The organism is Cloacibacterium sp. TD35 (assembly GCF_028864635.1).
In the GTDB taxonomy this organism is placed as follows: domain Bacteria; phylum Bacteroidota; class Bacteroidia; order Flavobacteriales; family Weeksellaceae; genus Cloacibacterium.
Window position 1 is genome coordinate 663,506 of the sequence record NZ_CP104850.1, and the last position, 26,432, is coordinate 689,937.

The following is a 26,432-nucleotide window of genomic DNA, read 5'->3' on the forward strand; positions in this document are numbered from 1 at the left end:
TGATTATGGTTGTGTTGAATTTTCTAATTTTACGCCCAAATCTTCAATCCCTACCAGACTATTGGTTCTCATTCCTTGTTTTACACCAATAATATATTTCCCTTTTTTCGGAAATTTATATTGGTTTTTATATTGAAACAATATTTCTTTAGTCTCGCCAAAACCTTTTCCTAACCATTCTCCATTAGGTTTTGCTATGATGTAGTTAAGCGTATCTATTTTAAAATTTTTCTCATTTTCAGCTTTGAGGTAAGTAATTAAAAACAGATTACTGTATGGATAATCGTTATTATTTCTTACAACAAATATAATGTTTTTAGGAGTGCTGATGTCTTCTATATTCATAGTGAACAGCAGTTCCTTTTTCTTATCCCAAGTTCCGTTTACTTCATTCATAGAAACCACTTCATTATTATAGGAACATGAAATAAGCATTATAGAAACGAAAAATATTTGAAAATATTTAATCATTATTATTTCTTTTTGGAGGAAATCTTTTTTTGTTTTTATTAAACTTTTTAGGAGCATTGGTTTTTTCAGGTCTATTATTATCCTTTTGAGCTTCTGGCTCTTTGGTTACCTGCTCTGCTCTATTATTTCCTGTATTTTTATTTCTATGCTTGTTTGGTTTCTTTTTCTCAAATCTATCCAGATTATTCTCTTGAATCAAATCTACAGTTTCTACCTTGTCTGCTCCTGTGAAGGATTTCAACTCTTCTAATGGAATTGATTTCTGACCTTTGCTATTGATTTTCATCATTTTTTTAACCTCAGCTACGTCTAAATCATACCAAGCCATAGAATTATCTACATAGGCAAACCACATTTTCTTTTTGAAAACGTCTATTTTAATGCAAAAAGCTCTTCCTTTTTCGGTTTCTAGAATAGTATTAGAAGAAGGAAAATCTGATAATGCATCTACATAACTGTCTAATTCAAAATTAAGACAGCATTTTAATTTACCACATTGTCCTGCTAGCTTCAGCGGATTGATACTTAACTGCTGGTATCTTGCCGCATTGGTATTTACTGAACGGAAGTCTGTGAGCCAAGTAGAACAGCATAATTCTCTACCACAAGAACCTATTCCGCCTACTTTGGCAGATTCTTGTCTGTAGCCTATTTGCTTCATATCAATCTTTGTTTTGAAAGATGAAGCGTATTCTTTAATCAATTGGCGGAAATCTACTCTACCTTCTGCGGTATAATAAAAAGTAGCTTTCGAACCATCTCCTTGATATTCTACATCAGTGATTTTCATTTCCAAACCTAGATTTTTAGCAATTTTTCTTGCCTGAATCTTTGTTTGATCTTCTTTTTTTCTAGCATCTTGCCAAATCTCTACATCTTTTTGTGTAGCGACTCTATAAATTTTAAGGGCAGCGTCTTCAGAAAAATGTTTCTTTTTCATCTGAATTTTAACAAGTTCTCCTGTTAAACTTACTACTCCTATATCGTGACCCGGATTAGATTCTACTGTAACTACGCTACCAATGTGAAGTGGTAACTGGTTTACATTATTGTAATAGCATTTTCTATCATTCTTAAATCTTACTTCTACAAAATTGCACTTATTCTGTTTAGGTGCTTGTATTGTAGATAGCCAATCAAAGACGCTTAATTTATAACTATTCCCACAGGTATTGACATTTTCGCAACCTGTAGTGCTCTTAGTAGCACAAGAATGTTTAGAATCTCCGGATGAATTACATCCACAACTCATAATAATATTTTAATTCTTGCAAATTTAGTATAATTTTTAAACTATGTAACATAAAACAATAAGTCTATCATCACGAAGTCTAAATTATCATATTTATAAACGATATTTATTTTTAACATAAAAATAATAAATTTTAAATAATATTATTATATTATTCATATTTTATTTTTTGAGCTTTACATGCAATACATAATTATTGTTTAATATTATTTTAATTAAACAATTGTTTAAATGCTATTATTCATCTTTTCTTTAACTAACTGTTTATCAATGTTTTATTTTTTTTTAAAAAAAATAAAAATTATAAACATTATTTAATTTCACATTTTCGTTTAATTTTTTTAATAAAATTTTAACATTTATATTTAAATAAATTCTATATTTGACCCAATAATTATTAATTAACATGAAAAGAATTTTAATAACTACAGCTCTTTTAGCTGGCGTATTTTCTTACGCAGGAGGTTTTAGAGTTTCATTACAAGGGGTAAAACAACTTGCAATGGCTCATACAAGCGCGCATACAGACGATGCGAGTGTTGCTTTTTTTAACCCTGCAGGTATCTCTTTTATTCCTAGCAAATTGAGTGTTGCAGTGGGCGGTTTTGGTGCTATTTCAGAAGTAGAGTACCAAAGTCTAGAAACTTTACAATCTTACAAGACAGAAAACCCAGTGGGAACTCCACTTTATGCAGCGATTGCATATAAAGTTACAAATAATGTTTCTGTAGGTTTAAGCGTAACTACTCCATTCGGTAGTACCGTAAAATGGGCAGATGATTGGACAGGTAGAGAAATTGTTCAAAAAATGGAACTGAAGAGTTTCTTATTCCAGCCTATGATTTCATATAAATTTAACGATTGGGCTGCTTTTGGTGTGAGCTACATTTATGCAAAAGGTATGGTAGATTGGGACAAAGCGGTTACCAACCTAGGCGGAACTCTTAATATTAATGACGAAAAAGCTACAGGATCTGGATTTGGAGTTGGTTTTTATTTAAAGCCATCTAGTAATTTAGATTTCAGCGTTGCATACCGTTCGCCTGTTATCATGAAAGCAGATAATGGTATAGCTACATTTACTGGAGTTCCTGCAGCAGTACTTTCATCTCCTCAATTAAATGTAGGAGCAGATGGTCAAGATGCTTTCAAAGCAAAATTACCTCTAGTTGATGAATATACCGTTGGTATAACTTATAAAATTACACCAAAATGGTTAGTCTCAGCTGATTTCAACTATCATGGCTGGGAAAGATACAGCAAGTTAACATTAGACTTCGAAAACGCTCTTGTAGGAAACCAAGCAGACAAAACGATTCTAGTATCTCCTAAAAACTTCAAAAATACTAAGACATTTAGAGTGGGTACTCAGTACATGTTAACAGATAAATTCGCTGGTAGATTAGGTTATTATTATGACGAATCTCCTTATACTGATAAGTATTTTATTCCTGAAACGCCTTCATTTGATGCAAGTGTAGTAACTGCAGGTTTTGGATATAAATTTGGTAAGTTAGGAGTAGATTTAGCAGCTGCGCTATCATTCCCTGAAGCAAGAAAAGTTGATAACTCTTATCTGAACTTCTACGGACAAGCTAAAGCTAAAGCAATGTATCTAGGTTTAGGTTTCACTTACAATGCATTTTAATTAAAAGAATTATGAAAAAAATAATATTATCAGCTTTCGCAATTTCAGCTTTAACTCTTGTAAGCTGTAACACAGATTTCGAAAGAGACGTAAATAACGTTACGGTTTCTGCAGGAAATGCAGATTTTTCAAAATTTGTTTCAATAGGAAACTCACTCACTTCAGGATATAGAGACGGTGCATTATACCTAGATGGGCAAAAAGAATCTTTTCCTTCTATGATTGCTAAACAAATGGCTCTTGCAGGAGGTACACAAACTTTTACACAACCATTAATGCCAAATAACGTAGGTGGATTCACTGATTTATTTGCCGCTTCTGGTAACAAAGAGTTTTATGGAAAATTAACGCTAAGCGCAACCCTTTCTCCTACACCTTCAGCTCCAGGTGCTAACCTAGACATTATTGGGGGTACAGGAAAATATTTTAATAACATGGGGGTTCCTGGTGCTAAATCTTTCCATTTAGTAACTCCTGGTTATGGTAGTGCTGCTAATTTAGCTACAGGAAAGGCTAATCCTTACTTCGTGAGATTTGCAACATCTGCAACCACTACAGTTCTAACAGATGCAGCGGCACAGCAACCTAGTTTCTATACATTATGGATTGGGAATAATGACGTTCTTTCTTACGCAACTTCTGGTGGTTCTGGAGTAGACCAAAAAGGAAACTTAGATCCATCTACTTATGGTTCTAACGATATTTCTGACCCTAACGTTGTAGCAAATGTAATTAAAAACGTTATCTTAGGTTTAAAAGGTGCAAATGCAAAATCTAAAGGAGCAATTGCAAATATTCCGTATGTTACCACAATACCTTATTTTACAACCGTTCCTTACAATCCATTAACCCCTACATTATTAGGATCAAATCTTGCTACTCTAAACGCAAGTTTATATGGCCCGCTTAAGCAAGCGCTTACAGCATTTGGAGCTGGAAGCAGAATTAATTTACTTTCTGCCACATCTACAAACCCTGTTTTGATTAAAGATACATCTTTAACAGATTTATCTGCTCAGCTAACTGCAGCCTTAACTCCATCATTAGGATTAGCAACAGCTACTGCATTTGGGCAAATTTTTGGTCAGGCTAGACAAGCTACAGCAGAAGACTATATTCTTCTTACTACAAGTACAGTTATTGGGTCTACCAATTCTAGTGCTCCTGCACCAGTAAATGTATATGGTATTTCTTACCCACTAGAAAACAAACATGTTTTAACTAAAACCGAGGCTGCTACTGTAAAAACAGCTGTAGATGCTTATAACGCTTCTATTTCAAGCTTAGCAACAACTTACGGCCTTGCATTAGTTGACGCCAATGCAAAAATGAGAGAGTTAGCAACTGCATCAGGAATTCAATACAATGGAGTGAAGTATAGCGCATCATTTGTAACAGGAGGTACTTTCTCTTTAGATGGAGTACACCCTAATGGTAGAGGTTATGCATTAATTGCAAATACTTTCATCGCTGCAATTAATAATACATTCTACTCTACACTTCCATTCGTAGATGTTAATGCTTATTCTGGGGTAACTTTCCCAAAATAGTAATAATAAAAAAATAATTTTTATAAAAACCACCTGATATTTTTCAGGTGGTTTTATTTTTTTTAAATTTGCAAAACCAAAAAAAGTAAAAATGGCTGATCAAGCAACCTATTTGTTTTGCACCAGAACAAGTCGAGATTTAGCAGAAAAAATCGCTAATCACTATGGGCAAGAATTAGGGAAAATTAATTTCCAACAGTTTAGTGACGGGGAATTCGAACCCGTATTAGATCAATCTGTAAGAGGAGGAAGAGTTTTTCTTATCGGCTCTACCTTTCCGCCAGCAGACAATCTTTTAGAACTTCTTTTAATGATTGATGCTGCAAAAAGAGCATCAGCAAAAAGCATTACCGTAGTGATTCCATATTTTGGATTGGCTAGACAAGACAGAAAAGATAAGCCTAGAGCACCAATCGGAGCAAAATTAGTAGCTAATCTATTAACTGCAGCTGGCGCTACAAGAATCATGACTATTGATTTACACGCAGACCAAATTCAAGGTTTCTTCGAAATTCCTGTAGACCATCTTTATGCTTCTACAATCTTTGTAGACCACATTAAGTCTTTAAACTTAGATAATCTTACCATTGCTTCACCAGATATGGGAGGTGCAAAAAGAGCGAAAAATTACGCGGGTTACCTAGGTGCAGAAGTAGTAATTGCCTACAAAGAAAGAAAAAAAGCAAATGTAGTAGAGGAAATGTTCTTGATTGGCGATGTAAAAGACAGAAATGTTATCCTAATTGATGACATGATAGACACTGCAGGAACACTTTGCAAAGCAGCAGAAATTTTGATGAAAAACGGAGCAAAATCAGTAAGAGCCATGGCAACTCACCCAGTTCTTTCTGGTAAAGCCTATGAAAATATAGAAAACTCACAGATTAGCGAAGTAATTGTAACTGATACTATTCCAGTAAAATCAGAGCTTTCTTCTAAAATTAAGGTCTTATCATGTGCCAAACTATTTGCAGATGTAATGAAGATGGTACACGAGCATAAATCAATTAGTGATAAGTTTATTATATAAATTTTTTCACTATATTTGCAGCCTGAAAAATTTAACACACTTAAATATTTTTAAATGAAATCTATTACAATTCAAGGTACAAAAAGAGAAAGCGTGGGCAAAAAGTCTACCAAAGCTCTACGTGATGCTGAATTAGTTCCTTGTGTTGTTTATGGAGGTGAGCAACCAATCAATTTCTCTACTACAGAGAAATCTTTCAAAGACTTGGTTTACACTCCAGATGCACACACGGTAGTAATTGAGCTAGATGGTCAAAAAATTGATGCTGTTTTACAAGACATCCAATTTCACCCAATTACAGACAAAATTCTTCACGCAGACTTCTATCAATTAAGCGCTGATAAACCAGTAGTTATGGAAGTTCCTGTAAGAATTACCGGTCGTGCAAAAGGTGTTTTAGCGGGAGGTGTTCTAAGACAATCTTTCAGAAAATTAAGATTAAAAGCTATTCCTTCTAATCTACCAGACGAAATCGTAGTAGATGTTACTCCACTTAGAATTGGTAACAAATTATATGTAGGAGACATCAAAAACGATCAATACACTTTCTTACATCCAGATAACGCAGTAGTAGCTGCTGTGAAGATGTCTAGAAATGCTATGAAAAATGCTGGTGCAATGGTAGAAGATGATGAAGATGAAGAAGAAGTTGCAACTGATGCAGCTCCAGAAGCAGAAGCTCCTGCAGCAGAATAATTAGAGAATCTTTATTCTACATATAAAACCATTCCGATGTTCGGGATGGTTTTTTTTTATTTTTAAAACTTTTGTAATTTTTTTATTTTTAAATTTAACTTTCCTTAAAAAGAACAATCAAACCACTGAAAACTAAATTATGAACTGTAAAGACGACGAAATCATCAGCTTGATGTTACAGCCCAATTCTTTGGAAAAAGGACTTCGTGCGATGATGGATACGTATCAAAGTCGGCTTTATTGGCATATCAGAAGGTTAATTGTGCAACATGACCTTGCGCAAGATGTGTTGCAAGACACTTTTATTAAGGCTTATAATAATTTTGGTCAGTTTAAGAGAGACAGTAAACTGTACACTTGGCTTTATAGAATTGCTACTAATGAAGCGCTTCAACAATTGGCAAAACTGAAAAAAATGCAAAAAACAGACGAAGATGCAGAATATTACATGCAAAACTTAGTCGCCCAAAATGCAGAGCGTGATGCAGAAGAAATTCAGATTTTATTGCAGAAAGCCATTCAAACATTACCAGAGAAACAAAAATTAGTTTTCAATATAAGATATTATGATGAATTGCCTTTCGAAGAAATAAGTAACATTCTAGAAATGAGCGTAAGTACTTGCAAAACCAATTACCACTACGCCAAAGAAAAAATAGAAAACTACATCAGAGAAAACTACGAATCATAAGAAAATTTAAAAAAATTAGAAAATGAAAGATTTTAATATAGAACAATTAGCTAAAAAAACACCCTACAAAATTCCCGAAAACACTTTCGAGGAAATACAGGAAAACGTGCTTAATAAAACTGTAAGAAAAAAAGAACATCAACCGAAGATTTTTAAAATTAATTTTTCAATGGTAACTTCTATTGCCGCAGCTTTAGCATTAATTTTTGGCTTTACTTTCTTATGGAAAACGAACCAAACTGAAATTTCAAAGCCTAATCAAGATTCTGCACAAATCATTACCAAAGTAGAAACTACACAACCAAAACTAGAACAAAATAACACCCAAAATTCATCACAAAATATTGCCAAAGAAAACAATACAGAAGTTGCTCATACCCAAACTCCAGAAATTACAGAACAGATTGTGAATTCTAAAAACACTGATGAAAATTATGAGCAACTTCTTAATTCTTTGACTCAAGAAGAATTGGCAGAATTATCAAAAAACACCAGTCACGACATCTATTTAGACCTTTATAACTAAATCAATTATGAAAAATTTTATCTATATCTTTCTGTTTTTAGGCACTTTTATGAGTTTTAAAGCCCAAGAAAAGCCTAATTTTAGAAACATGACACCAGAACAGCGCAGAGAATACATGAGACAAATGTCTCCTGAGCAAAGAAAACAATTGATGGAAGACGCAGCTACCATGATGGCCATCAAAAATTTACAAGTTCCCGCAGAAAAGCAAGAAGTTTTTAAAAACCTTCTTAAAGAATATATTGAAAGTCAAAAAACCATCAAGAATAAGTTCAGAGCAGATTTCTCTCAAGAAAACCTTTCTGATGCAGAAGCTAAGAAAATGCTGAACCAAAGCTTTGATTTAGGCCAACAATTGTTAAACAACAGAAAAGTTTATGCTGATAAATTTCTCAAAATTTTAACACCTCAACAAGTACTTAAACTTTTTAGTCAAGAAGGCAGAATGCGCGAAAAATTTATGGAACGCAGACAACAAATGGGGCCACCAAAAGGTAGAGGGCCAATACCAAACCACGAAAATCCTTAAAAATATACTCCGAAATTCAATTCGGAGTTTTTTATTTTTAGGATTTTACCTTAAAATCAATATCTTTGCAAATCATTGAAAAAGAAGAATGAAGAACATTAGAAATTTTTGCATAATCGCACATATCGACCACGGGAAATCTACCCTTGCAGACAGGCTTTTAGAATATACCAATACGGTTTCTCAAAGAGAGTTGCAAGCGCAAACCCTTGATGATATGGATTTGGAAAAAGAGCGTGGAATTACCATAAAATCTCACGCCATCCAAATGGATTATGAATATAAAGGCGAAAAATATATTCTCAACCTTATCGATACACCGGGACACGTAGATTTTTCTTACGAAGTATCTCGTTCTATCGCTGCTTGTGAAGGAGCACTACTTATTGTAGATGCTGCACAAAGTATTCAAGCACAGACTATTAGCAACTTGTATTTAGCGCTAGAAAACGATTTGGAAATTATTCCAATTCTTAATAAAATAGACTTGCCTTCTGCTAATCCAGAAGAAGTTACAGATGAAATTGTAAATCTTCTCGGTTGTAAGCCAGAAGATGTTTTGCGTGTTTCTGGAAAAACTGGAGAAGGTGTTCATGAATTGCTTGAACAAATCGTAGAAAGAATTCCTGCTCCAAAAGGTGATGAAAACGCGCCACTTCAAGCATTGATTTTTGACTCTGTTTATAATCCTTTCCGTGGAATTGAGGCTTACTTTAAAGTAGTAAACGGTAAAATTTCTAAAGGAGAGAAAGTAAAATTCATGGCGACTGATAAAGTCTATGAAGCAGATGAAGTAGGAACGCTGAAACTAAAACAAGCTCCAAAATCTGAAATCAAATGCGGAGATGTAGGCTATATTATTTCGGGGATTAAAGATGCTAGAGAAGTAAAAGTAGGTGATACCATTACTTCGATGGTAAATCCTGCAAACGAAGCTATTGATGGTTTTGAAGATGTAAAACCAATGGTTTTCGCGGGAATTTATCCTATTGAATCAGAAGATTTTGAAGAATTAAGATTTTCTCTAGAAAAATTAAGACTGAATGATGCTTCTTTGGTTTTCGAGCCAGAAAGTTCTGCAGCACTTGGTTTCGGTTTCCGTTGTGGTTTCTTAGGAATGCTTCACATGGAAATTGTACAGGAACGTCTAGACAGAGAGTTCAACATGAACGTAATTACTACGGTTCCTAACGTTTCTTACTATGGTTATTCTAAAAAAGAACCGAATGTTCCGATTTTGATTAATAACCCGTCAGAAATGATGGATCCTATTGCTCTAGATCGTGTAGAAGAACCTTACATCAAAGCTACAATTATTACAAAATCTGATTTCGTGGGTGCGGTAATGACGCTTTGTATCGAAAAACGCGGCGAAATTGTAAACCAATCTTATTTGACTTCAGACCGTGTAGAGCTGGTATTTAACATGCCGCTTTCAGAAGTTGTTTTTGATTTTTATGACAGATTAAAATCTATTTCTAAAGGTTATGCTTCATTTGATTACCATCCAATTGGCTTTAGAGCTTCTAAATTGGTGAAAATGGACATTTTAATCAATGGAGATATGGTAGATGCACTTTCTTCATTAATTCACGATAGCAACGCGTATTACATTGGTAAAAAAATGTGCGAGAAACTGAGAGAATTAATTCCTCGTCAACAGTTTGATATCGCGATTCAGGCAGCTCTTGGTGCAAAAGTTATTGCCCGTGAAAACGTAAAAGCGTTGAGAAAAGACGTTACCGCAAAATGTTACGGAGGTGATATTTCCAGAAAGCGTAAGCTCCTAGAAAAACAGAAAGAAGGAAAGAAAAAAATGAAGCAAATTGGTAGAGTCGAAGTTCCACAATCTGCATTTATGGCAGTTTTGAAATTGAATGATTAAGCATCAAAGATGCATTTATTAATACAAATCCACAGAGTTTTCTGTGGATTTTTTTATATTCGTTTAAATTTTCCTCTCAATGAAAAAAATCACGCTACTTTTCCTCGTTCAAACCGTATTTTCTTTTGCTCAAGATTTTAAAACACCTTACGAAAAAGGCAACGGAAATCAAACCACCACTTACGAAGAAATGGTGAAATTCTATGACGATTTAGATAAAAATTTCGAAAGTATTTCCGTAGCAGAAAAAGGAAAAGATGACAACGGAGAACCAATTAGAGTAGTGATTTTTGATAACTCTAAAAATCAAAATGCGTCTGTAATTTTCATCAATAACGGAATTCATCCTGGTGAACCAGACGGAATAGATGCTACTATGATGCTGATACGTGATTTAGCTTTAGGAAAAATAAAAGTGCCACAAAATACCAAAGTTGCCGCGATTGAAGCCTATAACATTTCGGGGATGTTGAGAAGAGGCAAATTTTCAAGAGCCAATCAAAACGGACCAGAAGAATACGGTTTTCGGGGTAATGCCAGAAATTTTGATTTGAATAGAGATTTCATCAAAAATGATACAGAAAATGCCAAAGCTTTTCAAGAGATTCTCCATTGGTTAAAACCTATTTATTTCATTGATAATCACGTAAGTAATGGTGCAGATTATCAGTACACTTTTACCTATATTTCTACCAATAAAGAAAGATTAGGAAATTCTCTCGGAACATACTTGCATCAAGAAATGCAGCCGAAATTGATTCAAAATATGGAGAAATCTAAAATTTTGAGTGTTCCTTATGTGAATATTCACGGAGATTCTCCAGATGAAGGTTTCCCAGCGTTTATGGATTCTCCACGTTATGCAACGGGTTACACTACCCTTTTCAACATTCCGGGAACGGTGGCAGAAACGCACATGCTAAAACCTTACAAAGACCGCGTAAAAGCAACGTATGAATACATGAGACATTCCATCAATTTTGTAGATGAAAATTACACAGAAATTTCTAAAAAAATGATGGAAGAATTCACGAATTATTTGCCAAATAAAAAATACGCAATTCGTTGGAAATTAGATAGTACCAAATACAGTTATATTGATTTCAAAGGTTATGAAGCAGGGAAAAAACCAAGCGAAATTTCAGGAAAACCAAGACTTTTTTACGACAGAAATAAACCTTTCACCAGAAAAGTGAAATTCTTTGATACTTATAAATCTGATAAGGAAATTACAATTCCAACTTATTACGTGATTCCAAAATCTGAAGGGAAAATCATAGAAAATTTAAAACGCAATCAAATCAAAATCAAAGAATTACAATCTGATTCTTTAATCACAGTTGAGTCTTATAAAATCGTAGATTTTAAAACCGTAAAAAATCCTTATGAAGGTCATTACTTGCATTTCGATACTCAAGTTTCATCAGAATTAAAGACTAAAAAATTCAGAAAAGGAGATTATTTGGTTTCTACAAAACAATCTGGCGTTAAATTTCTTTTAGAAACGCTAGAACCAGAAGCAGTAGACTCTTACTTCAACTGGAACTTTTTTGATGGAATTTTGGGACAAAAAGAGTATTTTTCTGACTACGTTTTCGAAGATACTGCCGCAGAATTATTGAAAACCAACAAAGCGTTAAAAACCGCTTTTGAACTGAAAAAAGCTTCGGATGCTAAATTTGCAAAAGATGGAGCAGCACAATTAGATTGGGTATATAAAAATTCAGAATATTACGAAGGTACTGTAAATCAATATCCTATTTATAGAATTCGGTAATTTAAAAATAGATTTTAAAACCATTAAGCAAAAATTAAGAGATTAAGTTTATTAAGAAAAAAACTCGAAGAATTAAAACTTATTTTTCTTAATTCCTTAATAAACTCTTAATGTTAGAAAAAGGTTTTCAATGTTTTAAAAATCATGAACAGCCACAATCTTTATCGCAATGCGTTCTTTTACTAGCAAATTTTTTTGGAGAAAAAGTTTTTTTAATGATTTTATAAATAGAATAAGATGCTGCTAATAAAGCTGCAAAAATGATAACGTATTGAAGGACTAAACTTTCCATGACAAAAATCTTATTACAAAATTACATAATTATTTTGAACTATTCTAAATAAAGATTAATTTTGTATCATGGATTTCAGAACTAACCCTTATTTCAATCTTGTTGTTCCAACTTTGGAGAGCAAAAACTACGAACAATATTGTGGTAAAAAGAAATGTTGCAAGAAATTTAAGAAAGGGAAAAGATGTAAAAAATGCCCAGGAAGAGATAAAATTTCATAAACCTAAATCACATTTCTTTCTTATCTTTGAATAAATTCATTTATTATGAACAGAGATTATATATTTGATTTGCTGAATCAGCAAATTGCAAAAGAACAATATGCGGCGCAATTGTATCTATCTATGAGCGCTTGGTTTTTAGAACAAGATTTAGACGGAATTGCCAATTATTTCAGAGTTCAATCTAAAGAAGAACTGATGCATTCAGAAAAATTCTTTGATTATTTGAATGATATCGGTGGAAGAATTGTACTACAAGAAGTAAAACAACCTCCTCATGATTTCAAAGATGCTTTAGAAATTTTTGAAAAAGCTTTAGAGCACGAAAAATTAGTAACCAAAAGTATTTTTGACATTGTAAAAGCTGCTAATGATGCAGGAGATTACTCTACTGCTGCTTTCTTACAATGGTTTGTAAATGAACAGGTAGAAGAAGAAGCCAATGCTTCTCAATTGATTTCGAAAATTAAAATGGTGAAAGACAATCCTTCTGCTTTGTATCTTTTTGATCAAGAACTGGCGAAACGCGTTTTCGTAGCTGAATAAAATGAAAAACTGCTTTTAAAAGCAGTTTTTTTTATTTGAAAAATTGGTAAACCAACATGGAAGCTAGATAAGCTAAACCAGACATGCAAACCAACTGAATAGCCGTCCATTTCCAAGATTTTGTTTCTCTGTAGACTACAGCAATCGTAGAAATACATTGCATCGCAAAAGCGTAGAATATAAGTATGGAAAGTCCGGTTGCAAAACTGAAGACTTTTTCGCCATTCGGTTTTACATCACTTCTCATTTTTTCGATGACCGATTTTTCTGGAGCATCATCATCAAGACTGTAAAGCGTTGACATTGTGCCAACAAACACTTCTCTCGCTGCAAAACTGGTAAGAATTCCCACTCCCATTTTCCAATCGTAACCCAATGGTGAAATCACAGGTTCCATTTGTTTCCCGATTTTAGCCAAATAAGAATTTTCTAACTTCACATCTGAATGATGTTCTAAAATATGGAAATCATCTTTCGGTCCGAAATAACTTAAAAACCAAAGAATTACACTTACTGCCAAAATAATTTTTCCAGCGCCTGTAATAAATTCCCAAACTTTACCTAAAACCAATTTGAAATCATATTTCCAAAGCGGCATTTTATAAGTCGGTAAATCCATTACCAAGAAGGTTTTTCCTTTATTTTTAATGAAATATTTTAAAATAAATGCAGCTAAAAGCGAAGTCGCAAATCCTAAGAAATACATTCCCAGAAGCGCAATCGCTTTATATTTTACACCAAAGAAAGTTCCATCAGTAAAAATAAGCGCAATAATGATACTGTAAACCGGAAGTCTTGCAGAACACGTCATAAAAGGTGTAATGAGAATCGTGATGAGTCGCTCTTTTACGTTTTCGATGTTTCTGGTACTCATAATTGCAGGAATGGCGCAAGCTGTTCCCGAAACGAGCGGAACAATACTTTTTCCGTTTAAACCAAACGGTCGTAAGAATCTGTCCATCAAGAAAATAACTCTTGCCATGTAACCAGAATCTTCTAATAAATACAAGAAATATAAAAGAATCCCGATTTGTGGGGCAAAAATCACAATTCCGCCAATTCCTGGAATAATTCCGTCAGAAATTAATGAATTCAATGGACCTTCTGGAAGCCAAGTTCTAGAAGTTTCAGACAACCAAGCAAAAGCGGCTTCAATCCAATTCATAGGATATTCTGCGATGAAAAATACACTTTGGAAAATGGTAAGTAAAATAATCCCAAAAACCAAATATCCTAAAACAGGATGTACTAAAACTTTGTCTAATTTTTCGGTGAGAAGTTCCTTGAACTGAGGTTTTTTAGAAATCGTTTGAGAGATAATTCCGTCAATTTGCTGGTATCTTCTGATGGTTTCCTGCACTTGTAAACGCTTCGGAACCATACATTTTCTGTCTTCTTGATTCAATTGTGTTTTTACACTTTCTAATTTGCCGAGATAAGTATCTGCAGCAATAAGCGTCCAAACTTTATAGAAATTTTTCTCTTCGATTTGTCTTGAAATCTTGAAAACCAATCCTAAATTTTCCGAAGGAATATCAAAATAAGGCTTATCCGAAACCGAAAATTCATCTTTAAAAATTGATTCTCTTATTTCATCAATCCCAATATTCTTTTTGGCATTGGTTTCCAGAATATTTTGACCTAGGAGTTCGCTCAGTTTTTTAGAATCGATGTGTAAACCTCTTTTTTCCGCCAAATCTACTTGGTTAATCACCATCAAAACAGGAATTCCCAAATCTTTAATTTGCTGATAAAGCAGTAAGCTTCTTTTGAGATTCAGCGCATCTGCAATATAAATAACACCGCTATATTTTTCTTGTTCTTCAATCAAATATTTGGTGAAAATAGCTTCGTCTTCTGAAGTGGGATAAATGCTGTAAGAACCTGGCAAATCTACAATTTCTACTTCTTCGTCTTTGTAAAGGTAAGTTCCTTCGTGTGAAGCAACAGTAACGCCAGCGTAATTGCCGGTTTTTTGGTTTTTGTTACAAAGCAAATTGAAGATGGTAGATTTTCCTACATTGGGATTTCCTACCAAAAGAATATGTTTTTGTTTTTTTGCTGAGTTCGGCATATAATTTTCCAAATTTCAGTAGAAATTTTGGTTTAATTTTCTGGTTCTACGAAAATAAATCTCGCTTCTTCTTCACGAAGGGCAACTCTCGTTTTTTCTTCTCCGTATTCTATGTACAGAGGACCGCTAAAAGGCGCTTGATGTAAGATCACGAATGATGTTTCTGGCAATAATCCCATTTCGATAATCTTATTGGGCATCTGCAAGTTTTCGTTATCATAACCTTTGATTTTCCCCTTTTTATTTCGAGGAAAACAGCACAATTTATTTGAAATATTTGTCTGCAAGATTTCTATAATTAATTGAGGAGCAAATATACTTTATTTATTTTAATTCTAAATAAGACTTCCATAGTTTTTTTCAAAAGAATTGCTGATTAAAAACATATTCTCACGAAAAACGATTCTCAAATTGATGAAATGAAAAAGTATTTTAAAAATTAAACCTTCTTTTCGCAAAAATTCTTCCTAAATTTGTTGAAAACTACTTCGTTATGAATATGCTGTACACCAAATCATTCGAAACTCCTCTGGGTAAAATGGTGGCTTTTGCCAATCAAAATGCCTTGCTTCTTCTCGATTTTGAAGATTCTAAATATTTTGAAAAGCACATGGAAGAAATTTCGCAAGGTTATGGCGTCATCAAAACATCTAATAACAGAGTTTTGAAACTTCTGGAAAAGGAATTGAGCCAATATTTCAAAGGAAAATTGACAAAATTTACCGTTCCTGTAGAATTTACCGGTACAAATTTTCAGAAAAAAGTTTGGGAAGAATTGCAGAACATCAATTTTGGAGAGTACAGAAGTTATCAATCTCAAGCCGATGCTATGAAACGCCCAAAATCGGTAAGAGCAGTTGCCAATGCCAATTCTAGAAATAAATTATGCTTAGTGGTTCCTTGTCACAGAGTAATTGGCAAAAACCTTTCGCTTACTGGTTATGCTGGTGGTGTAGATAGAAAAGCCGCCCTTTTAAAACTTGAAGGAATAGAATTGACGTTTTAAATAAAAAAACTCCTCCAAAAATTTGGAGGAGTTGTAAAGTTATAAATACATCAAAGATGTTTATTTTAGTTCAGAGATAATATTTACGGTTTCTTGCAGGTAAATATCTCTTTTCAGATTTTTCATCCAGTTTTCAGATTTTTTAGCAAAAACCTCATCGGTTTTTCCTCTGGCAACTTCGTCTGCGTGAAGCGCGAAGTTCAATCCGTTATTGTATTTAATCAATGGTTTGAATTTATCAATCTGTGCTTTTCTGGTTTTCATTACTGCTTCAAAATCTTTTAGATTAAGAGAAATCTTTTCTTCTTTGTCTAATTTTTCTCTCCACTGTGCAGATTCTAGCAACAATTGATAAAATTTATTTTGAGCCATTCTTGACTGACTATTTTTCGCCAAACCTGCTACATTTATCGGGTTGTTAACTGTAAAACTGCTAGAGTTTACTTGATCCCAAGGTAAAGCATAATTATCAAATCTTTCGCCAATTTCTTCATAAGAGAATACATCTTTCATCGGGATATCAGAATCTACACCTTTTAACTGCGTAGATTTTCCGTTGATTCTATAGAATTTCTGAATGGTTAATTTCAGTGAGCCGAAATCATCCGTACTGTTTAAAAATCTATTCAGTTCTACGAAAGTTTGCACCGTTCCTTTCCCGAAAGAATTAGGCGAACCAACAATTACTGCTCTTCCGTAATCTTTCATCGCACCTGCTAAAATTTCAGAAGCAGAAGCTGAAAGTTCGTTTTGCATGATTACCAAAGGCCCAGTCCAAATTGGGTCATTTTGTTTGTTTCTCATCACCTGAACTCTACCGTTTCCGTCTTTTACCTGAACAACAGGTCCGTTATTCATGAAAAGTCCCATAATATCTACCACTTCGGTAAGAGAACCGCCTCCGTTATTTCTTAAATCAAGGATAATTCCTTCTACATTTTGTGCTTTTAGTTTAATGAGTTCTGCTTTTATATCGTCTGAAGCATTTCTTCCTTTAGCATCTTCAAAATCTGCATTGAAACTTGGCAAATTGATGAATCCATATTTTTTACCATTCGCTCCATTGATGATGATACTTCTCGCAAAAGTATCTTCTATCGCTACTTCTTCACGAATCATTTTCACTTCTTTGATGGTTCCGTCTTTTTTCTTGAGCGTAAGAACTACTTCTGTTCCTTTTTCGCCACGGATAAAACGCACCGCTTCATCTACCAACATTCCCGTTACATTAATGGGTTCTTCTCCTTTTTTAGACTGAACTTTTAGAATTTCGTCTCCTTCTGAAATCTGTTTCGATTTCCAAGCTGGAGCGCCAACTACCAATGTTCCGATTTTTATTTTTCCTTTGCTTTCTTGAATCGTTGCCCCAATTCCAATTACTTTTCCAACGAAATTCACATCAAAATCTTCTTTGTCTTGAGGTGAAAAATAATTGGTATGCGGATCAAAAACTTCGGTGTAAGCGTTCATGTAAACAGAGAACCAATCCATTTTTTTACGTTTTTGGAATCTCTTAAACATAGAAGTCATTAAATCTTTTACTTCTTCCGTCGCTTTTACTTGTTTTTGCGCTGGTGTAAGAATTTCTAACTTAATGGTATCTTTCAGTTTCAGACGGTTTACACTGTCTTTTTTCTCACGTTGCGTTTCTTCTTTCGCATTCAGTGTTTCTATTTCTTGAAGAATATTGTACTTGATGAATTTTTTCCATTCGTTTTTTAATTCTTCTTGATTCTGAGGATATTTCTTCAGTTTTGGTTCCAGAATTAATTCATCATTTTCTTCAAAATTAATCGGTTTGCTCAAGATTTCCTGAGAATATTTTTCAATTTCTGCGGTTCTGTCGTATAATTTATCAACCGTCAACTTATAAAAAGTTAGGTCGCCTCTGTTCAGATAATCATCTAATTTGGTTCTGTGTTTGCTGAATTCATCTACTTCTGACTGCAAGAAAAATCTTTTTCCTGGGTCTATCATTTCCATGTATTTATCATAAACATCAGCAGAATAAGCATCATTAATCGGCTTAGGTGAATAATGCAGATAAGAAAGCGTATTTTTTACACTTATCATAATCGTTTGCATCTTCTCGTCATCATTCTGTGGTGCATTAAAACAGAACATGAGCGTGATTAATGGTGCGAAAAATAATAATTTATTGAGTTTGAAATTTTTGAACATATTGTTAAAAGTATTATTGGGTATAAGTTATATATTGATAAAGTTTGTTACAATGATTTAATGAGCATTCTATTTTTTTACACATAAGTCACATAAAGATTTAACATTGAAAATATACAATAGAACAAATAAGAAGAAAATCAAAGATTTTCAAAAACTAATGTGTTCTTATGTTTCTTTATCCAGTTTTTTTAATCTACTTACGTGTTAAGAAATAAATTTTTGACTGGTAAATTTATAACAAAATAAGCACCAAATTTAATGCCTTATTCAAAAATAGCGCTAATTTTTTAATTAAATTTGTCTAAAATTAAAATTTATATGAAAAAACCTTTGATATTGGTAACCAATGATGACGGAATTACCGCTCCCGGAATTAGAAATTTGGTGAATTTTATGAACGAAATAGGCGAAGTAATTGTAGTAGCGCCTAATTCACCTCAATCTGGAAAAGGACATGCCATTACCATCAATTCTACCCTTACTTTCGAAGAAATCAATTTAGAAGGACCTCAGCGTGATTATTCACTGAGCGGAACTCCTGTAGATTGCGTAAAATTTGCCTTAGATAAAGTCTTGACCAGAAAACCAGATTTAGTGGTTTCGGGAATTAATCATGGTGCTAATTCTTCGATTAATGTCATTTATTCTGGTACCATGTCTGCCGCAGTAGAAGCAGGTGTAGAAGGTTTACAGTCTATAGGATTTTCTCTGCTGGATTTTGCGTGGGACGCAGATTTCTCACAATGCAAAGACTATATCCAGAATATTGTAAAAAAAGTTTTAGAAAATCCATTGCCAAAAGGAATTGTGCTGAATGTGAACATCCCGAAACTGAAAAAAGAAGAAATAAAAGGCATCAAAGTTTGCAGACAAGCCCAAGCAAAATGGGAAGAGAGTTTTGACGAACGTATAAATCCTCATGGCAAAAAATACTATTGGCTTACTGGTTATTTTAACAACCAAGACGAAGGAAAAGATGCTGATGAAAACGCACTTGCCGATGGTTACATCTCTGTAGTTCCCGTGAAATTTGATTTAACTGCTCATGAATATTTACAGGAATTGGGAGAGGTTTTGAATGGGTAAATAAAGGTTTTTCTAAGCGAAAATTTTGTATATTTGGATGATATGAGAAAATCCCAAGAACGGAAGTAAACTTCATTCTCGGGACTTCGCAAATCCGCCGAACCGTTGGCTGCAAGTTTAACGCAGAATCGTAAATTCAATAACTTAATCAATAAATGAGAATACTAATTTTACTTTTATTTTTTATTAATTTTTTATTTTCACAAGAAATTGATGAAAATAAATATTATGCTGAAACCAAAACTGTTTATCTAAATTCTTTAGTTTTTAATAAATCAAGAGAGTTACAAATATTTTTACCTGACGAATACTTTAAGCAACCAGAGAAAAAATTTAAAACTATATATTTATTTGACTCACAGAACCAAAGAATTTTTAATTATGTAAAAGGCAATATTGAATTATTATCAATGAATCATATTGAACCTTTGATAATTGTTGGTATAGTAACAGAAGATAGATGGTTTGAATTTTTACCAGTGAATAATAATCCTGAAACGTTAAAAGAATACGAACCACCAATAGGTGGAGCTGATACTTTAATTAATCATATTAAAAATGAAGTTGAACCATATTTAAAAGAAAATTATAGAATTGAAAATTCAAAACTTGGAATTGGTCATTCATTAGGCGGAACTTTTTTAATGTATTTTAACATAAAAGAACCAACTTTTTTTGAATCAAATATATTATTAAGTCCTAACTTCACTTATGACAACGAACAACTAATTAAACTTACAAAAAAGTTCTATATTGAAAATAGTAAAGTGAGTAAAGAGTTTTTTATTTATAGTGGATATAAAGATAGTTATGAAGAAAAGTTTAATAAATCTCTATTCAAAATAAACAATTGGATTAGAAAAAATGAAAATGAAAACATAAAATGGGAATATGAAAAACTAAAGATAGATAATCATGGTAAAATATGGTTTGAAGGAATTTATAAAGGATTATTAAAAATAAAAAGTATAAAAACCTGACAGCCAACAGGCGTTGCTGTTGCACAACTCCACTTTTTAGAAAATAATCATTAAAAAAGATAAAATACAACCTCGTTTAAGTACTTTTAAGCGAGGTTTGTTTTTTAGTTAAAATTAAAAATGCTAAAAGTTTAGGTGCTTAAAATGGAGTTATTGAAGCTTTGAAAGACTTTTTTTACAAAAGCAAAGTTCTTCCCTGTCTTAGGAAAATAACTTGGTGCTGATATTTCAGATTTGTAATCCGTTACTTAGAAAAATATAAACTCTAAAATCCGCAAAAAGCGGATTTTTTTATGGGCAATCCTTTGAGTTTTCAAGCAGTCAAATTAGAGTTTTGCTTGGGGTTTGCTCGTGGTTTGTTCGTGTTTCCTTCGAATCAGCCTCGGAAAAGTACCATAAATTACGAATAAACCACGAACAAACGTAAAACTTGAGTCAACTTTAACCCAAATGAAACTCCAGAGAATTGCTCTGCTTTCTAAATCATTTTGAATTATACATTTGTCTAATTTTTCTGCTCATGAAATCCAAAAATTCCTTATTTTTAACAAAATAATTTTACCAAATGCGCATAGAATATGATATAAAATTGGGCTTCAAAGACGTGATGTTTCGCCCAAAACGTTCTACTCTTAAATCTCGTTCACAAGTAAGTCTAGAAAGGGAATTTATCTTTAGAAATTCTAAAAAAACTTGGCGTGGTGTTCCCATTATCGCTGCCAATATGGATACGGTAGGGACTTTTGAAATGGCAACGGCTCTTGCAGAAGAAAAAATCATTACCGCCATTCATAAGCATTATACGCTAGAAGAATGGTCGGCATTTCTAGAAAATTCGCCAGAAAGCATTTATCAATACATCGCCATCAGCTCTGGAACAGGAAGCAGTGACGAAGAAAAAATTAAAGAAATCATCAGTAAATTCCCAAAAATAAACTTCATCTGCATCGATGTAGCCAATGGTTATTCGGAACATTTTGTGAATTTTGTAAAAAAAGTTCGCGCAGATTTTCCAGATAAAACCATCATCGCAGGAAATGTGGTGACTGGCGAAATGGTAGAAGAACTCATTTTAGCCGGTGCTGATATTATAAAAGTAGGAATTGGGCCAGGTTCTGTGTGTACTACTCGAGTGAAAACTGGAGTGGGTTATCCTCAGCTTTCGGCGATTATAGAATGTGCAGATGCAGCGCATGGTTTGGGTGGACATATCATTGGTGATGGTGGTTGCAAAGTTCCGGGAGATGTAGCCAAAGCTTTTGGTGGAGGCGCAGATTTCGTAATGCTGGGCGGAATGTTTGCTGGTCACGACGAAAGTGGCGGTGAAATGGTGGAAGAAAACGGCAAAAAATTCAGATTGTTCTACGGAATGAGTTCTAAAACGGCCATGGAAAAACACAGTGGTGGCGTTGCAGAATATCGTGCTTCTGAAGGGAAAACTGTAAAAGTAAAATACAAAGGACCAGTTGTGGAAACGGTGAAAGATATTTTAGGCGGGGTACGCTCTACTTGTACGTATGTTGGCGCTTCTCAACTGAAGGAATTATCGAAAAGAACCACCTTTATCAGAGTGCAAGAACAGCATAACGAAGTCTTTGGCAACGAATAGCTTAGATAAAAAAACTTTTTATTCGCGCTAATGCAATTATTTTATTTGCAGCGAATTACGAAATGGTAATTATTATCTAAACAGCTGTTAATCAAAGGATTTCTAATCATTTTTTTTGGAGATAAAAAATATTCTTTTTATATTTGCACCCGAAAACACAAGTGCTCCAATAAAATATAATTCTTTGAATTATAACACCTTAATCCTCGATTAATTCGAGGATTTTTTTTATTTTAAAAGCGTTTCTCTCAATTTTTTCGCTGCTTTTTTTACTTCTGTGCTCCAATCGTCTACTGCGTTTCCATCTGCACCATCAGAAATATATTTAAGACACAAAAATGGTAATTTTTCTTCTTTGCACACTTTTGCCAGAGCATAAGCTTCCATTTCTATCACGTTGTATTCAGAATTACAGTGCTCCATTTCGAACTGGTCTCCACTTCCGCAAATTCCATTCGGAACTTCTTCTAAAGCAACGCCGTGTTCTAGAATAATTTCACCATTAGCAAATGGTGTTTCAAACTTTTGAAAACCAAGCGCCATCACCTCCATATCTCTTTGGATAAATTGCGTACAACACACCACATTTCCCTTATTAAAAGCCGTGCTTCCTGCGGTTCCCAAATTAATGATAATATCTGGATTGTATTTTTCTATACCTTTAAAAAGATGATACGATGCATTAATCTTCCCTACTCCAGTAAAAACTTTCTGAAAATCATTAAATTCTTCTTGTGCTTCTACTTCTAAGGCAAAAACTAAAAGCGGATTTTGGTAAATGGTTCCGTTGATATTTATTTCTTTCATAGCTAAAAATGAAAAGACTTCCGAAGAAGTCTTTTGTATTTATTAATTGATTTTCAATGTTTTAAGTAAGCATTCCGCCATCTACGTTCATAACTTGACCTGTAATATAAGCAGACATTTCACTTCCGAAGAACACACAAGCGTTTGCTACATCTTCTGGAGTTCCACCACGTTTTAAAGGAATGGCATCTCTCCAACCTTGTACGGTTTTCTCGTCTAAAACGGCAGTCATTTCAGTTTCTATAAATCCAGGAGCAATCGCGTTACATCTGATATTTCTAGAACCTAACTCCAAAGCTACAGATTTCGTGAAACCGATTACCCCAGCTTTAGAAGCTGCATAATTCGCTTGTCCTGCGTTTCCTTTTACCCCAACCACTGAAGTCATGTTGATAATAGAACCGCTTCTTGCTTTCATCATTGGTTTAATCACCGCTTTTGTCAAGTTGAAAACAGAATCTAGATTTACTTTGATAATGGTGTCCCAATCTTCTTTTGACATTCTGAGCATCAAATTATCTCTGGTAATTCCTGCGTTATTGATTAAAATATCGATTTTTCCAAATTCTGCCATTACATCATCTACCAATTTCTGAGCTGCTTCGTGGTCTGAAGCATCTGATTGATAACCTTTGATTTGGGTAACAGAACTTAATGATTTTTCTAATTCTTGTGCTTTTTCTACAGAACCAGCATATGTAAAAGCCACTTTCGCACCTTGAGCTGCAAAAACTTCTACAATTCCTTTTCCGATTCCGCGAGTTCCTCCTGTGATAAGAGCCACCTTTCCTTCAAGTAGTTTCATTTTATATCAAGTTTAATATTTCAATATGAATTTCTGCAAATGTAAGAGAATTTATTTATTCTGTATTTACTGCATAATGATAAGACTTTAAATTGCGTTATTGACTAATCATTTAAACCTTTTCCCTCAAAGATTTTTGGTTTTAGTTTTTCCATTCTTGAAATTCTAGTCGCTGCCTGTTTTGCAGACGAAAAATGCAGTAAATATGCGCGTTGTCTACCAGGAGTTAGAGATTTAAACGCCTTTTCAAAATCTTTATCTTGGCTAAAAATTTCTTCTAATTCTTCGGGTAATTTTTGTTCTTCTATTGTTTTGAAAGTAACTTTTGCTCCAGATTTTTCGAGGGCAATCATTTCTTTAATGTACTCTTTCAAAATAGACTCTAAATCATTGATTTGATGTAAATTAGTAAACTTTATGATTTTCGCAGATTGTGTGTTTTGACCTGCAAATTCTAAGATTTTATGTTCGTCTTTCAGCAAAACTCCTTTGAAAAAACTAAATGTACAAAACTCTTTGAAACTCCCCAAAATAATGAGATTGCTTCCATTAAAAGAATAACATGGTTGATACCATTTTACCTCCTCCGTTAAACCACACTCCAAAACAATAGAACGAAGTTTTGTAAGTTCTTCTTTCCAATTTTTATTTTTGACAATAAGTTCTTCTACGGTGGGTTTCATGTCAGAAAAATTTACAAAGCGTTATTCACAACCAAAACAATTTCGCCTTTCAGCGTTTTACTTTTAGAAAAAGCAATGAGTTCATCAATTGTTCCGCGCTTGGTTTCCTCGAATTTTTTAGAGATTTCTCGGCTTAAACTTACTTTGGTATTTTCTCCGAAAAATTCTTTAATTTGTTCTAAAGTCGTATTAATTTTATGCGGACTTTCGTATAAAACGATGGTTTTTTTCTCTTCAGCAAGTTGTTTTAGTTTGGTTTGTCTGCCTTTTTTTTGAGGCAAAAATCCTGCGAAATAAAAATCGTTATTTGGCAAACCCGAAACTACCAAAGCCGGAACAAAAGCAGTTGCTCCCGGCAAACAAATCATTTCCAAATCTTCATCTGCACAAGCTTTCCCAAGCAAATATCCAGGATCTGAAATTCCGGGAGTTCCTGCGTCAGTAATAATCGCGATGTTTTGTCCAGATTTTAAATCTGCAATTACTTTTTCCGTTGCAGTATGTTCATTATGAAGATGATACGATTTTAGAGGTTTTGAAATTTCGTAATGCTTTAACAAAATTCCCGAAGTTCTGGTGTCTTCACAAAGGATATAATCTACTTCTTTCAGCACTTTTATTGCTCTGAAAGTCATATCTTCTAGGTTTCCAATCGGTGTTGGAACAAAATATAGGATTCCGCTCATAACTTCTCATACAAATCTTTACAAAATTCCTCCAAGCTGGGATCTCTCGCTCCCATTAGAAGTAAAACTGAATTTTCTGATAATGAAGGTCTTACCGTTTCTAAAAACTGGTTTCTATCTTCCACGAAATACGCCTTTTTGCCTTTCGCTTTTATATCTTCAATTAAATCATTTGCAGAAATATCTTTCACAGCAGTTCCGCCAGCGTAGAAAATTTCGCTCATCCAGATTTCATCATTTTCACGCAACATATTCGAAATTTCTTCTACAAAATCTTGTCTCAAAAACCTTGTTGGCCCATAACCATGCGGTTGAAACCAAGCCACCACTTTCTCTGCCAAAGGTTGACAAGCCTTAATACTTGCAGCACATTTTGCAGGATTGTGAGCATAATCATCAATCACCCAAACTCCATTTTTTTGACCAAGAATTTGATGACGACGATAAATTCCTTCATATTTTAATAAACTTTCGGCGCAAGTTTTTAAATCTACACCAATTTGATTGGCCACGGCAACTGCAGCTGTAGCATTTTCTACGGTGTGCTGCCCAATTGCGTTCATTGTAAATTCTTGATTATCAATCTTAAAGCTTAATTTAAAACCTTCTTGTTTGAAATTTTTTGCAGTAAATCCTGCCTCGGTTTCAAAACCGAAATCGTTATTTACATTCGCCGACAAAGTTTTCGCCAATGCATTCGATTGATTTACAACGAACAGTCTTTGACTGTTCTTTTTAAAAGTTGTAAATAAATCCATTAACTCTTCTATTTCTTGATGGTCTTTATCTACGTTAAGTAAAAGTCCAATTTCTGGTTCATATTGAACAACCGAACCATCACTTTCATCAGCTTCTATAATGAGCCAATCTCCTTTCCCAACATAAGCGTTGCCGATTTTTCCTTGTTTGATAATACTCGTTAAACCCGCTCCAGAAATAATGGACGGCTCTAAACCTGCATCCAACAAAATTTGAAATAGCATTGCCGAAGTAGTTGATTTTCCAGAAGTTCCCGCAACTGCAACCGTTTTTTTGCTTTTCGCAATTATAGCGAGAAGTTGGCTTCTTTTAATAATAGGAATTCCGAGTTCCTTGGCTTTTTTTACTTCGTAAACGGTGTCTTCAATCGCAGTAGAAACCACTACCAAATCGGTTTCAGTAGTAATTCCGCTTCCATCTTGTAGAAAACACTTTATTCCTTCATTTTCAAGTTGTTCCTTGGTTTTATTGTATTCATCAGGATGAAAATATCTGTCGCTTCCCGATACATTTTTACCAATTCCCTGCAAGTATTGAGCAATAGCACTCATACCAACTCCTGCAACACCTATGAAAAAAGGATTTTTAAAATCTGAAATATTCATTATTTGTTAGATGTTAAATGTTAGATGTTGGGTG

Annotated in this window: 24 protein-coding genes; 14 read left to right on the forward strand and 10 right to left on the reverse strand. The window is 33.7% G+C overall.

Annotated features, from left to right (window positions below):
• Positions 1-3: 3 nt before the first annotated feature.
• Together N7277_RS02970 and N7277_RS02975 are read right to left on the reverse strand one after the other, a co-directional pair.
• On the reverse strand, positions 4-471 hold the full coding sequence (locus N7277_RS02970; protein ID WP_274780268.1) for a gliding motility lipoprotein GldH: 468 nt from the start codon (positions 469-471) through the stop codon (positions 4-6).
• Positions 464-1,723 carry a PSP1 domain-containing protein gene (locus N7277_RS02975; RefSeq protein WP_274780269.1) on the reverse strand — a complete coding sequence of 420 codons (1,260 nt, stop codon included), beginning with the start codon at positions 1,721-1,723 and terminating at the stop codon, positions 464-466. Before N7277_RS02975 ends, N7277_RS02970 begins: the two co-directional genes overlap by 8 nt.
• Before the next feature lie 406 nt (positions 1,724-2,129).
• On the opposite strand from N7277_RS02975, the gene N7277_RS02980 reads away from it, so the two are divergent.
• From N7277_RS02980 to N7277_RS03025, 10 genes are all read left to right on the forward strand, one after another.
• A complete protein-coding gene (locus N7277_RS02980) occupies positions 2,130-3,371 on the forward strand; it encodes an OmpP1/FadL family transporter (RefSeq protein WP_274780270.1) in 1,242 nt (413 codons plus the stop codon).
• Between the two features lie 11 nt (positions 3,372-3,382).
• On the forward strand, positions 3,383-4,921 hold the full coding sequence (locus N7277_RS02985; protein WP_274780271.1) for an SGNH/GDSL hydrolase family protein: 1,539 nt from the start codon (positions 3,383-3,385) through the stop codon (positions 4,919-4,921).
• Between the two features lie 91 nt (positions 4,922-5,012).
• Entirely contained in the window at positions 5,013-5,951 is a 939-nt protein-coding gene (locus tag N7277_RS02990) for a ribose-phosphate diphosphokinase (RefSeq protein ID WP_274780272.1), read from the forward strand.
• A gap of 54 nt (positions 5,952-6,005) precedes the next feature.
• On the forward strand, positions 6,006-6,647 hold the full coding sequence (locus tag N7277_RS02995) for a 50S ribosomal protein L25/general stress protein Ctc (RefSeq protein WP_274780273.1): 642 nt from the start codon (positions 6,006-6,008) through the stop codon (positions 6,645-6,647).
• Between the two features lie 139 nt (positions 6,648-6,786).
• Positions 6,787-7,338: an RNA polymerase sigma factor gene (locus N7277_RS03000; RefSeq protein ID WP_274780274.1), complete on the forward strand. Its 552-nt coding sequence runs from the start codon at positions 6,787-6,789 to the stop codon at positions 7,336-7,338.
• Positions 7,339-7,360: 22 nt separating this feature from the next.
• Positions 7,361-7,864 (forward strand): hypothetical protein, encoded by a 504-nt coding sequence (locus N7277_RS03005; RefSeq protein ID WP_274780275.1) that lies wholly within the window; start codon positions 7,361-7,363, stop codon positions 7,862-7,864.
• A gap of 7 nt (positions 7,865-7,871) precedes the next feature.
• Entirely contained in the window at positions 7,872-8,393 is a 522-nt protein-coding gene (locus N7277_RS03010) for a hypothetical protein (RefSeq protein WP_274780276.1), read from the forward strand.
• An 88-nt stretch (positions 8,394-8,481) separates the two neighbouring features.
• The gene (gene lepA / locus N7277_RS03015) at positions 8,482-10,278 is read left to right on the forward strand and encodes a translation elongation factor 4 (RefSeq protein ID WP_274780277.1); all 1,797 of its coding nucleotides are present in this window, start codon (positions 8,482-8,484) and stop codon (positions 10,276-10,278) included.
• A gap of 79 nt (positions 10,279-10,357) precedes the next feature.
• A complete protein-coding gene (locus N7277_RS03020) occupies positions 10,358-12,055 on the forward strand; it encodes a hypothetical protein (protein WP_274780278.1) in 1,698 nt (565 codons plus the stop codon).
• Positions 12,056-12,613: 558 nt separating this feature from the next.
• Positions 12,614-13,114, forward strand: coding sequence for a ferritin (locus N7277_RS03025; RefSeq protein WP_213197166.1), 501 nt, complete (start codon positions 12,614-12,616; stop codon positions 13,112-13,114).
• Between the two features lie 31 nt (positions 13,115-13,145).
• On the opposite strand, the gene feoB is transcribed toward N7277_RS03025, so the two are convergent.
• Entirely contained in the window at positions 13,146-15,188 is a 2,043-nt protein-coding gene (gene feoB, locus N7277_RS03030; RefSeq protein WP_274780279.1) for a ferrous iron transport protein B, read from the reverse strand.
• Between the two features lie 32 nt (positions 15,189-15,220).
• Positions 15,221-15,475, reverse strand: a complete 255-nt coding sequence (locus N7277_RS03035) for a FeoA family protein (protein WP_069799908.1) — start codon at positions 15,473-15,475, stop codon at positions 15,221-15,223.
• A 206-nt stretch (positions 15,476-15,681) separates the two neighbouring features.
• Between N7277_RS03035 and N7277_RS03040 the strand changes: the two genes are divergently transcribed.
• A complete protein-coding gene (locus tag N7277_RS03040) occupies positions 15,682-16,194 on the forward strand; it encodes a methylated-DNA--[protein]-cysteine S-methyltransferase (RefSeq protein WP_274780280.1) in 513 nt (170 codons plus the stop codon).
• A gap of 60 nt (positions 16,195-16,254) precedes the next feature.
• Here N7277_RS03040 and N7277_RS03045 read toward each other — a convergent pair whose 3' ends face one another.
• Positions 16,255-18,375, reverse strand: a complete 2,121-nt coding sequence (locus tag N7277_RS03045; RefSeq protein ID WP_274780281.1) for a carboxy terminal-processing peptidase — start codon at positions 18,373-18,375, stop codon at positions 16,255-16,257.
• 321 nt (positions 18,376-18,696) lie between these two features.
• On the opposite strand from N7277_RS03045, the gene surE reads away from it, so the two are divergent.
• The 3 genes from surE to guaC all read left to right on the forward strand — a co-directional run bounded on the left by surE (position 18,697) and on the right by guaC (position 22,053).
• A complete protein-coding gene (gene surE / locus N7277_RS03050) occupies positions 18,697-19,464 on the forward strand; it encodes a 5'/3'-nucleotidase SurE (protein WP_274780282.1) in 768 nt (255 codons plus the stop codon).
• A gap of 155 nt (positions 19,465-19,619) precedes the next feature.
• Entirely contained in the window at positions 19,620-20,444 is an 825-nt protein-coding gene (locus N7277_RS03055) for an alpha/beta hydrolase (protein WP_274780283.1), read from the forward strand.
• A gap of 565 nt (positions 20,445-21,009) precedes the next feature.
• Positions 21,010-22,053, forward strand: coding sequence for a GMP reductase (gene guaC, locus N7277_RS03060; RefSeq protein WP_274780284.1), 1,044 nt, complete (start codon positions 21,010-21,012; stop codon positions 22,051-22,053).
• Between the two features lie 228 nt (positions 22,054-22,281).
• Here the strand turns inward: guaC and N7277_RS03065 are convergent, their stop codons facing one another.
• The 5 genes from N7277_RS03065 to N7277_RS03085 form a co-directional block, all read right to left on the reverse strand.
• Positions 22,282-22,860: a 5'-methylthioadenosine/S-adenosylhomocysteine nucleosidase family protein gene (locus N7277_RS03065; protein WP_274780285.1), complete on the reverse strand. Its 579-nt coding sequence runs from the start codon at positions 22,858-22,860 to the stop codon at positions 22,282-22,284.
• A 61-nt stretch (positions 22,861-22,921) separates the two neighbouring features.
• Positions 22,922-23,665, reverse strand: a complete 744-nt coding sequence (gene fabG / locus N7277_RS03070) for a 3-oxoacyl-[acyl-carrier-protein] reductase (RefSeq protein ID WP_274780286.1) — start codon at positions 23,663-23,665, stop codon at positions 22,922-22,924.
• Positions 23,666-23,769: 104 nt separating this feature from the next.
• Positions 23,770-24,348 (reverse strand): YdeI/OmpD-associated family protein, encoded by a 579-nt coding sequence (locus N7277_RS03075; RefSeq protein WP_274780287.1) that lies wholly within the window; start codon positions 24,346-24,348, stop codon positions 23,770-23,772.
• A gap of 11 nt (positions 24,349-24,359) precedes the next feature.
• Positions 24,360-25,034, reverse strand: a complete 675-nt coding sequence (gene rsmI, locus N7277_RS03080; protein WP_274780288.1) for a 16S rRNA (cytidine(1402)-2'-O)-methyltransferase — start codon at positions 25,032-25,034, stop codon at positions 24,360-24,362.
• Complete coding sequence (locus tag N7277_RS03085; protein WP_274780289.1) at positions 25,031-26,398, reverse strand: UDP-N-acetylmuramate--L-alanine ligase; 1,368 nt, start codon at positions 26,396-26,398, stop codon at positions 25,031-25,033. Before N7277_RS03085 ends, rsmI begins: the two co-directional genes overlap by 4 nt.
• Positions 26,399-26,432 lie beyond the last annotated feature (34 nt).

Excerpts from the sequence above, each read along its gene's own strand:
- fabG (WP_274780286.1), bottom strand. The coding sequence starts at position 23,665 with ATGAAACTACTTGAAGGAAAGGTGGCTCTTATCACAGGAGGAACTCGC.
- N7277_RS02995 (WP_274780273.1), top strand. The coding sequence starts at position 6,006 with ATGAAATCTATTACAATTCAAGGTACAAAAAGAGAAAGCGTGGGCAAA.
- N7277_RS03010 (WP_274780276.1), top strand. The coding sequence starts at position 7,872 with ATGAAAAATTTTATCTATATCTTTCTGTTTTTAGGCACTTTTATGAGT.
- N7277_RS02970 (WP_274780268.1), bottom strand. The coding sequence starts at position 471 with ATGATTAAATATTTTCAAATATTTTTCGTTTCTATAATGCTTATTTCA.
- rsmI (WP_274780288.1), bottom strand. The coding sequence starts at position 25,034 with ATGAGCGGAATCCTATATTTTGTTCCAACACCGATTGGAAACCTAGAA.
- N7277_RS03055 (WP_274780283.1), top strand. The coding sequence starts at position 19,620 with ATGAGAATACTAATTTTACTTTTATTTTTTATTAATTTTTTATTTTCA.
- surE (WP_274780282.1), top strand. The coding sequence starts at position 18,697 with ATGAAAAAACCTTTGATATTGGTAACCAATGATGACGGAATTACCGCT.
- N7277_RS03045 (WP_274780281.1), bottom strand. The coding sequence starts at position 18,375 with ATGTTCAAAAATTTCAAACTCAATAAATTATTATTTTTCGCACCATTA.
- lepA (WP_274780277.1), top strand. The coding sequence starts at position 8,482 with ATGAAGAACATTAGAAATTTTTGCATAATCGCACATATCGACCACGGG.
- guaC (WP_274780284.1), top strand. The coding sequence starts at position 21,010 with ATGCGCATAGAATATGATATAAAATTGGGCTTCAAAGACGTGATGTTT.
- N7277_RS03005 (WP_274780275.1), top strand. The coding sequence starts at position 7,361 with ATGAAAGATTTTAATATAGAACAATTAGCTAAAAAAACACCCTACAAA.
- N7277_RS02985 (WP_274780271.1), top strand. The coding sequence starts at position 3,383 with ATGAAAAAAATAATATTATCAGCTTTCGCAATTTCAGCTTTAACTCTT.
- N7277_RS02980 (WP_274780270.1), top strand. The coding sequence starts at position 2,130 with ATGAAAAGAATTTTAATAACTACAGCTCTTTTAGCTGGCGTATTTTCT.
- N7277_RS03085 (WP_274780289.1), bottom strand. The coding sequence starts at position 26,398 with ATGAATATTTCAGATTTTAAAAATCCTTTTTTCATAGGTGTTGCAGGA.
- N7277_RS03025 (WP_213197166.1), top strand. The coding sequence starts at position 12,614 with ATGAACAGAGATTATATATTTGATTTGCTGAATCAGCAAATTGCAAAA.
- feoB (WP_274780279.1), bottom strand. The coding sequence starts at position 15,188 with ATGCCGAACTCAGCAAAAAAACAAAAACATATTCTTTTGGTAGGAAAT.
- N7277_RS02975 (WP_274780269.1), bottom strand. The coding sequence starts at position 1,723 with ATGAGTTGTGGATGTAATTCATCCGGAGATTCTAAACATTCTTGTGCT.
- N7277_RS03065 (WP_274780285.1), bottom strand. The coding sequence starts at position 22,860 with ATGAAAGAAATAAATATCAACGGAACCATTTACCAAAATCCGCTTTTA.
- N7277_RS03075 (WP_274780287.1), bottom strand. The coding sequence starts at position 24,348 with ATGAAACCCACCGTAGAAGAACTTATTGTCAAAAATAAAAATTGGAAA.
- N7277_RS03020 (WP_274780278.1), top strand. The coding sequence starts at position 10,358 with ATGAAAAAAATCACGCTACTTTTCCTCGTTCAAACCGTATTTTCTTTT.
- N7277_RS02990 (WP_274780272.1), top strand. The coding sequence starts at position 5,013 with ATGGCTGATCAAGCAACCTATTTGTTTTGCACCAGAACAAGTCGAGAT.
- N7277_RS03000 (WP_274780274.1), top strand. The coding sequence starts at position 6,787 with ATGAACTGTAAAGACGACGAAATCATCAGCTTGATGTTACAGCCCAAT.
- N7277_RS03040 (WP_274780280.1), top strand. The coding sequence starts at position 15,682 with ATGAATATGCTGTACACCAAATCATTCGAAACTCCTCTGGGTAAAATG.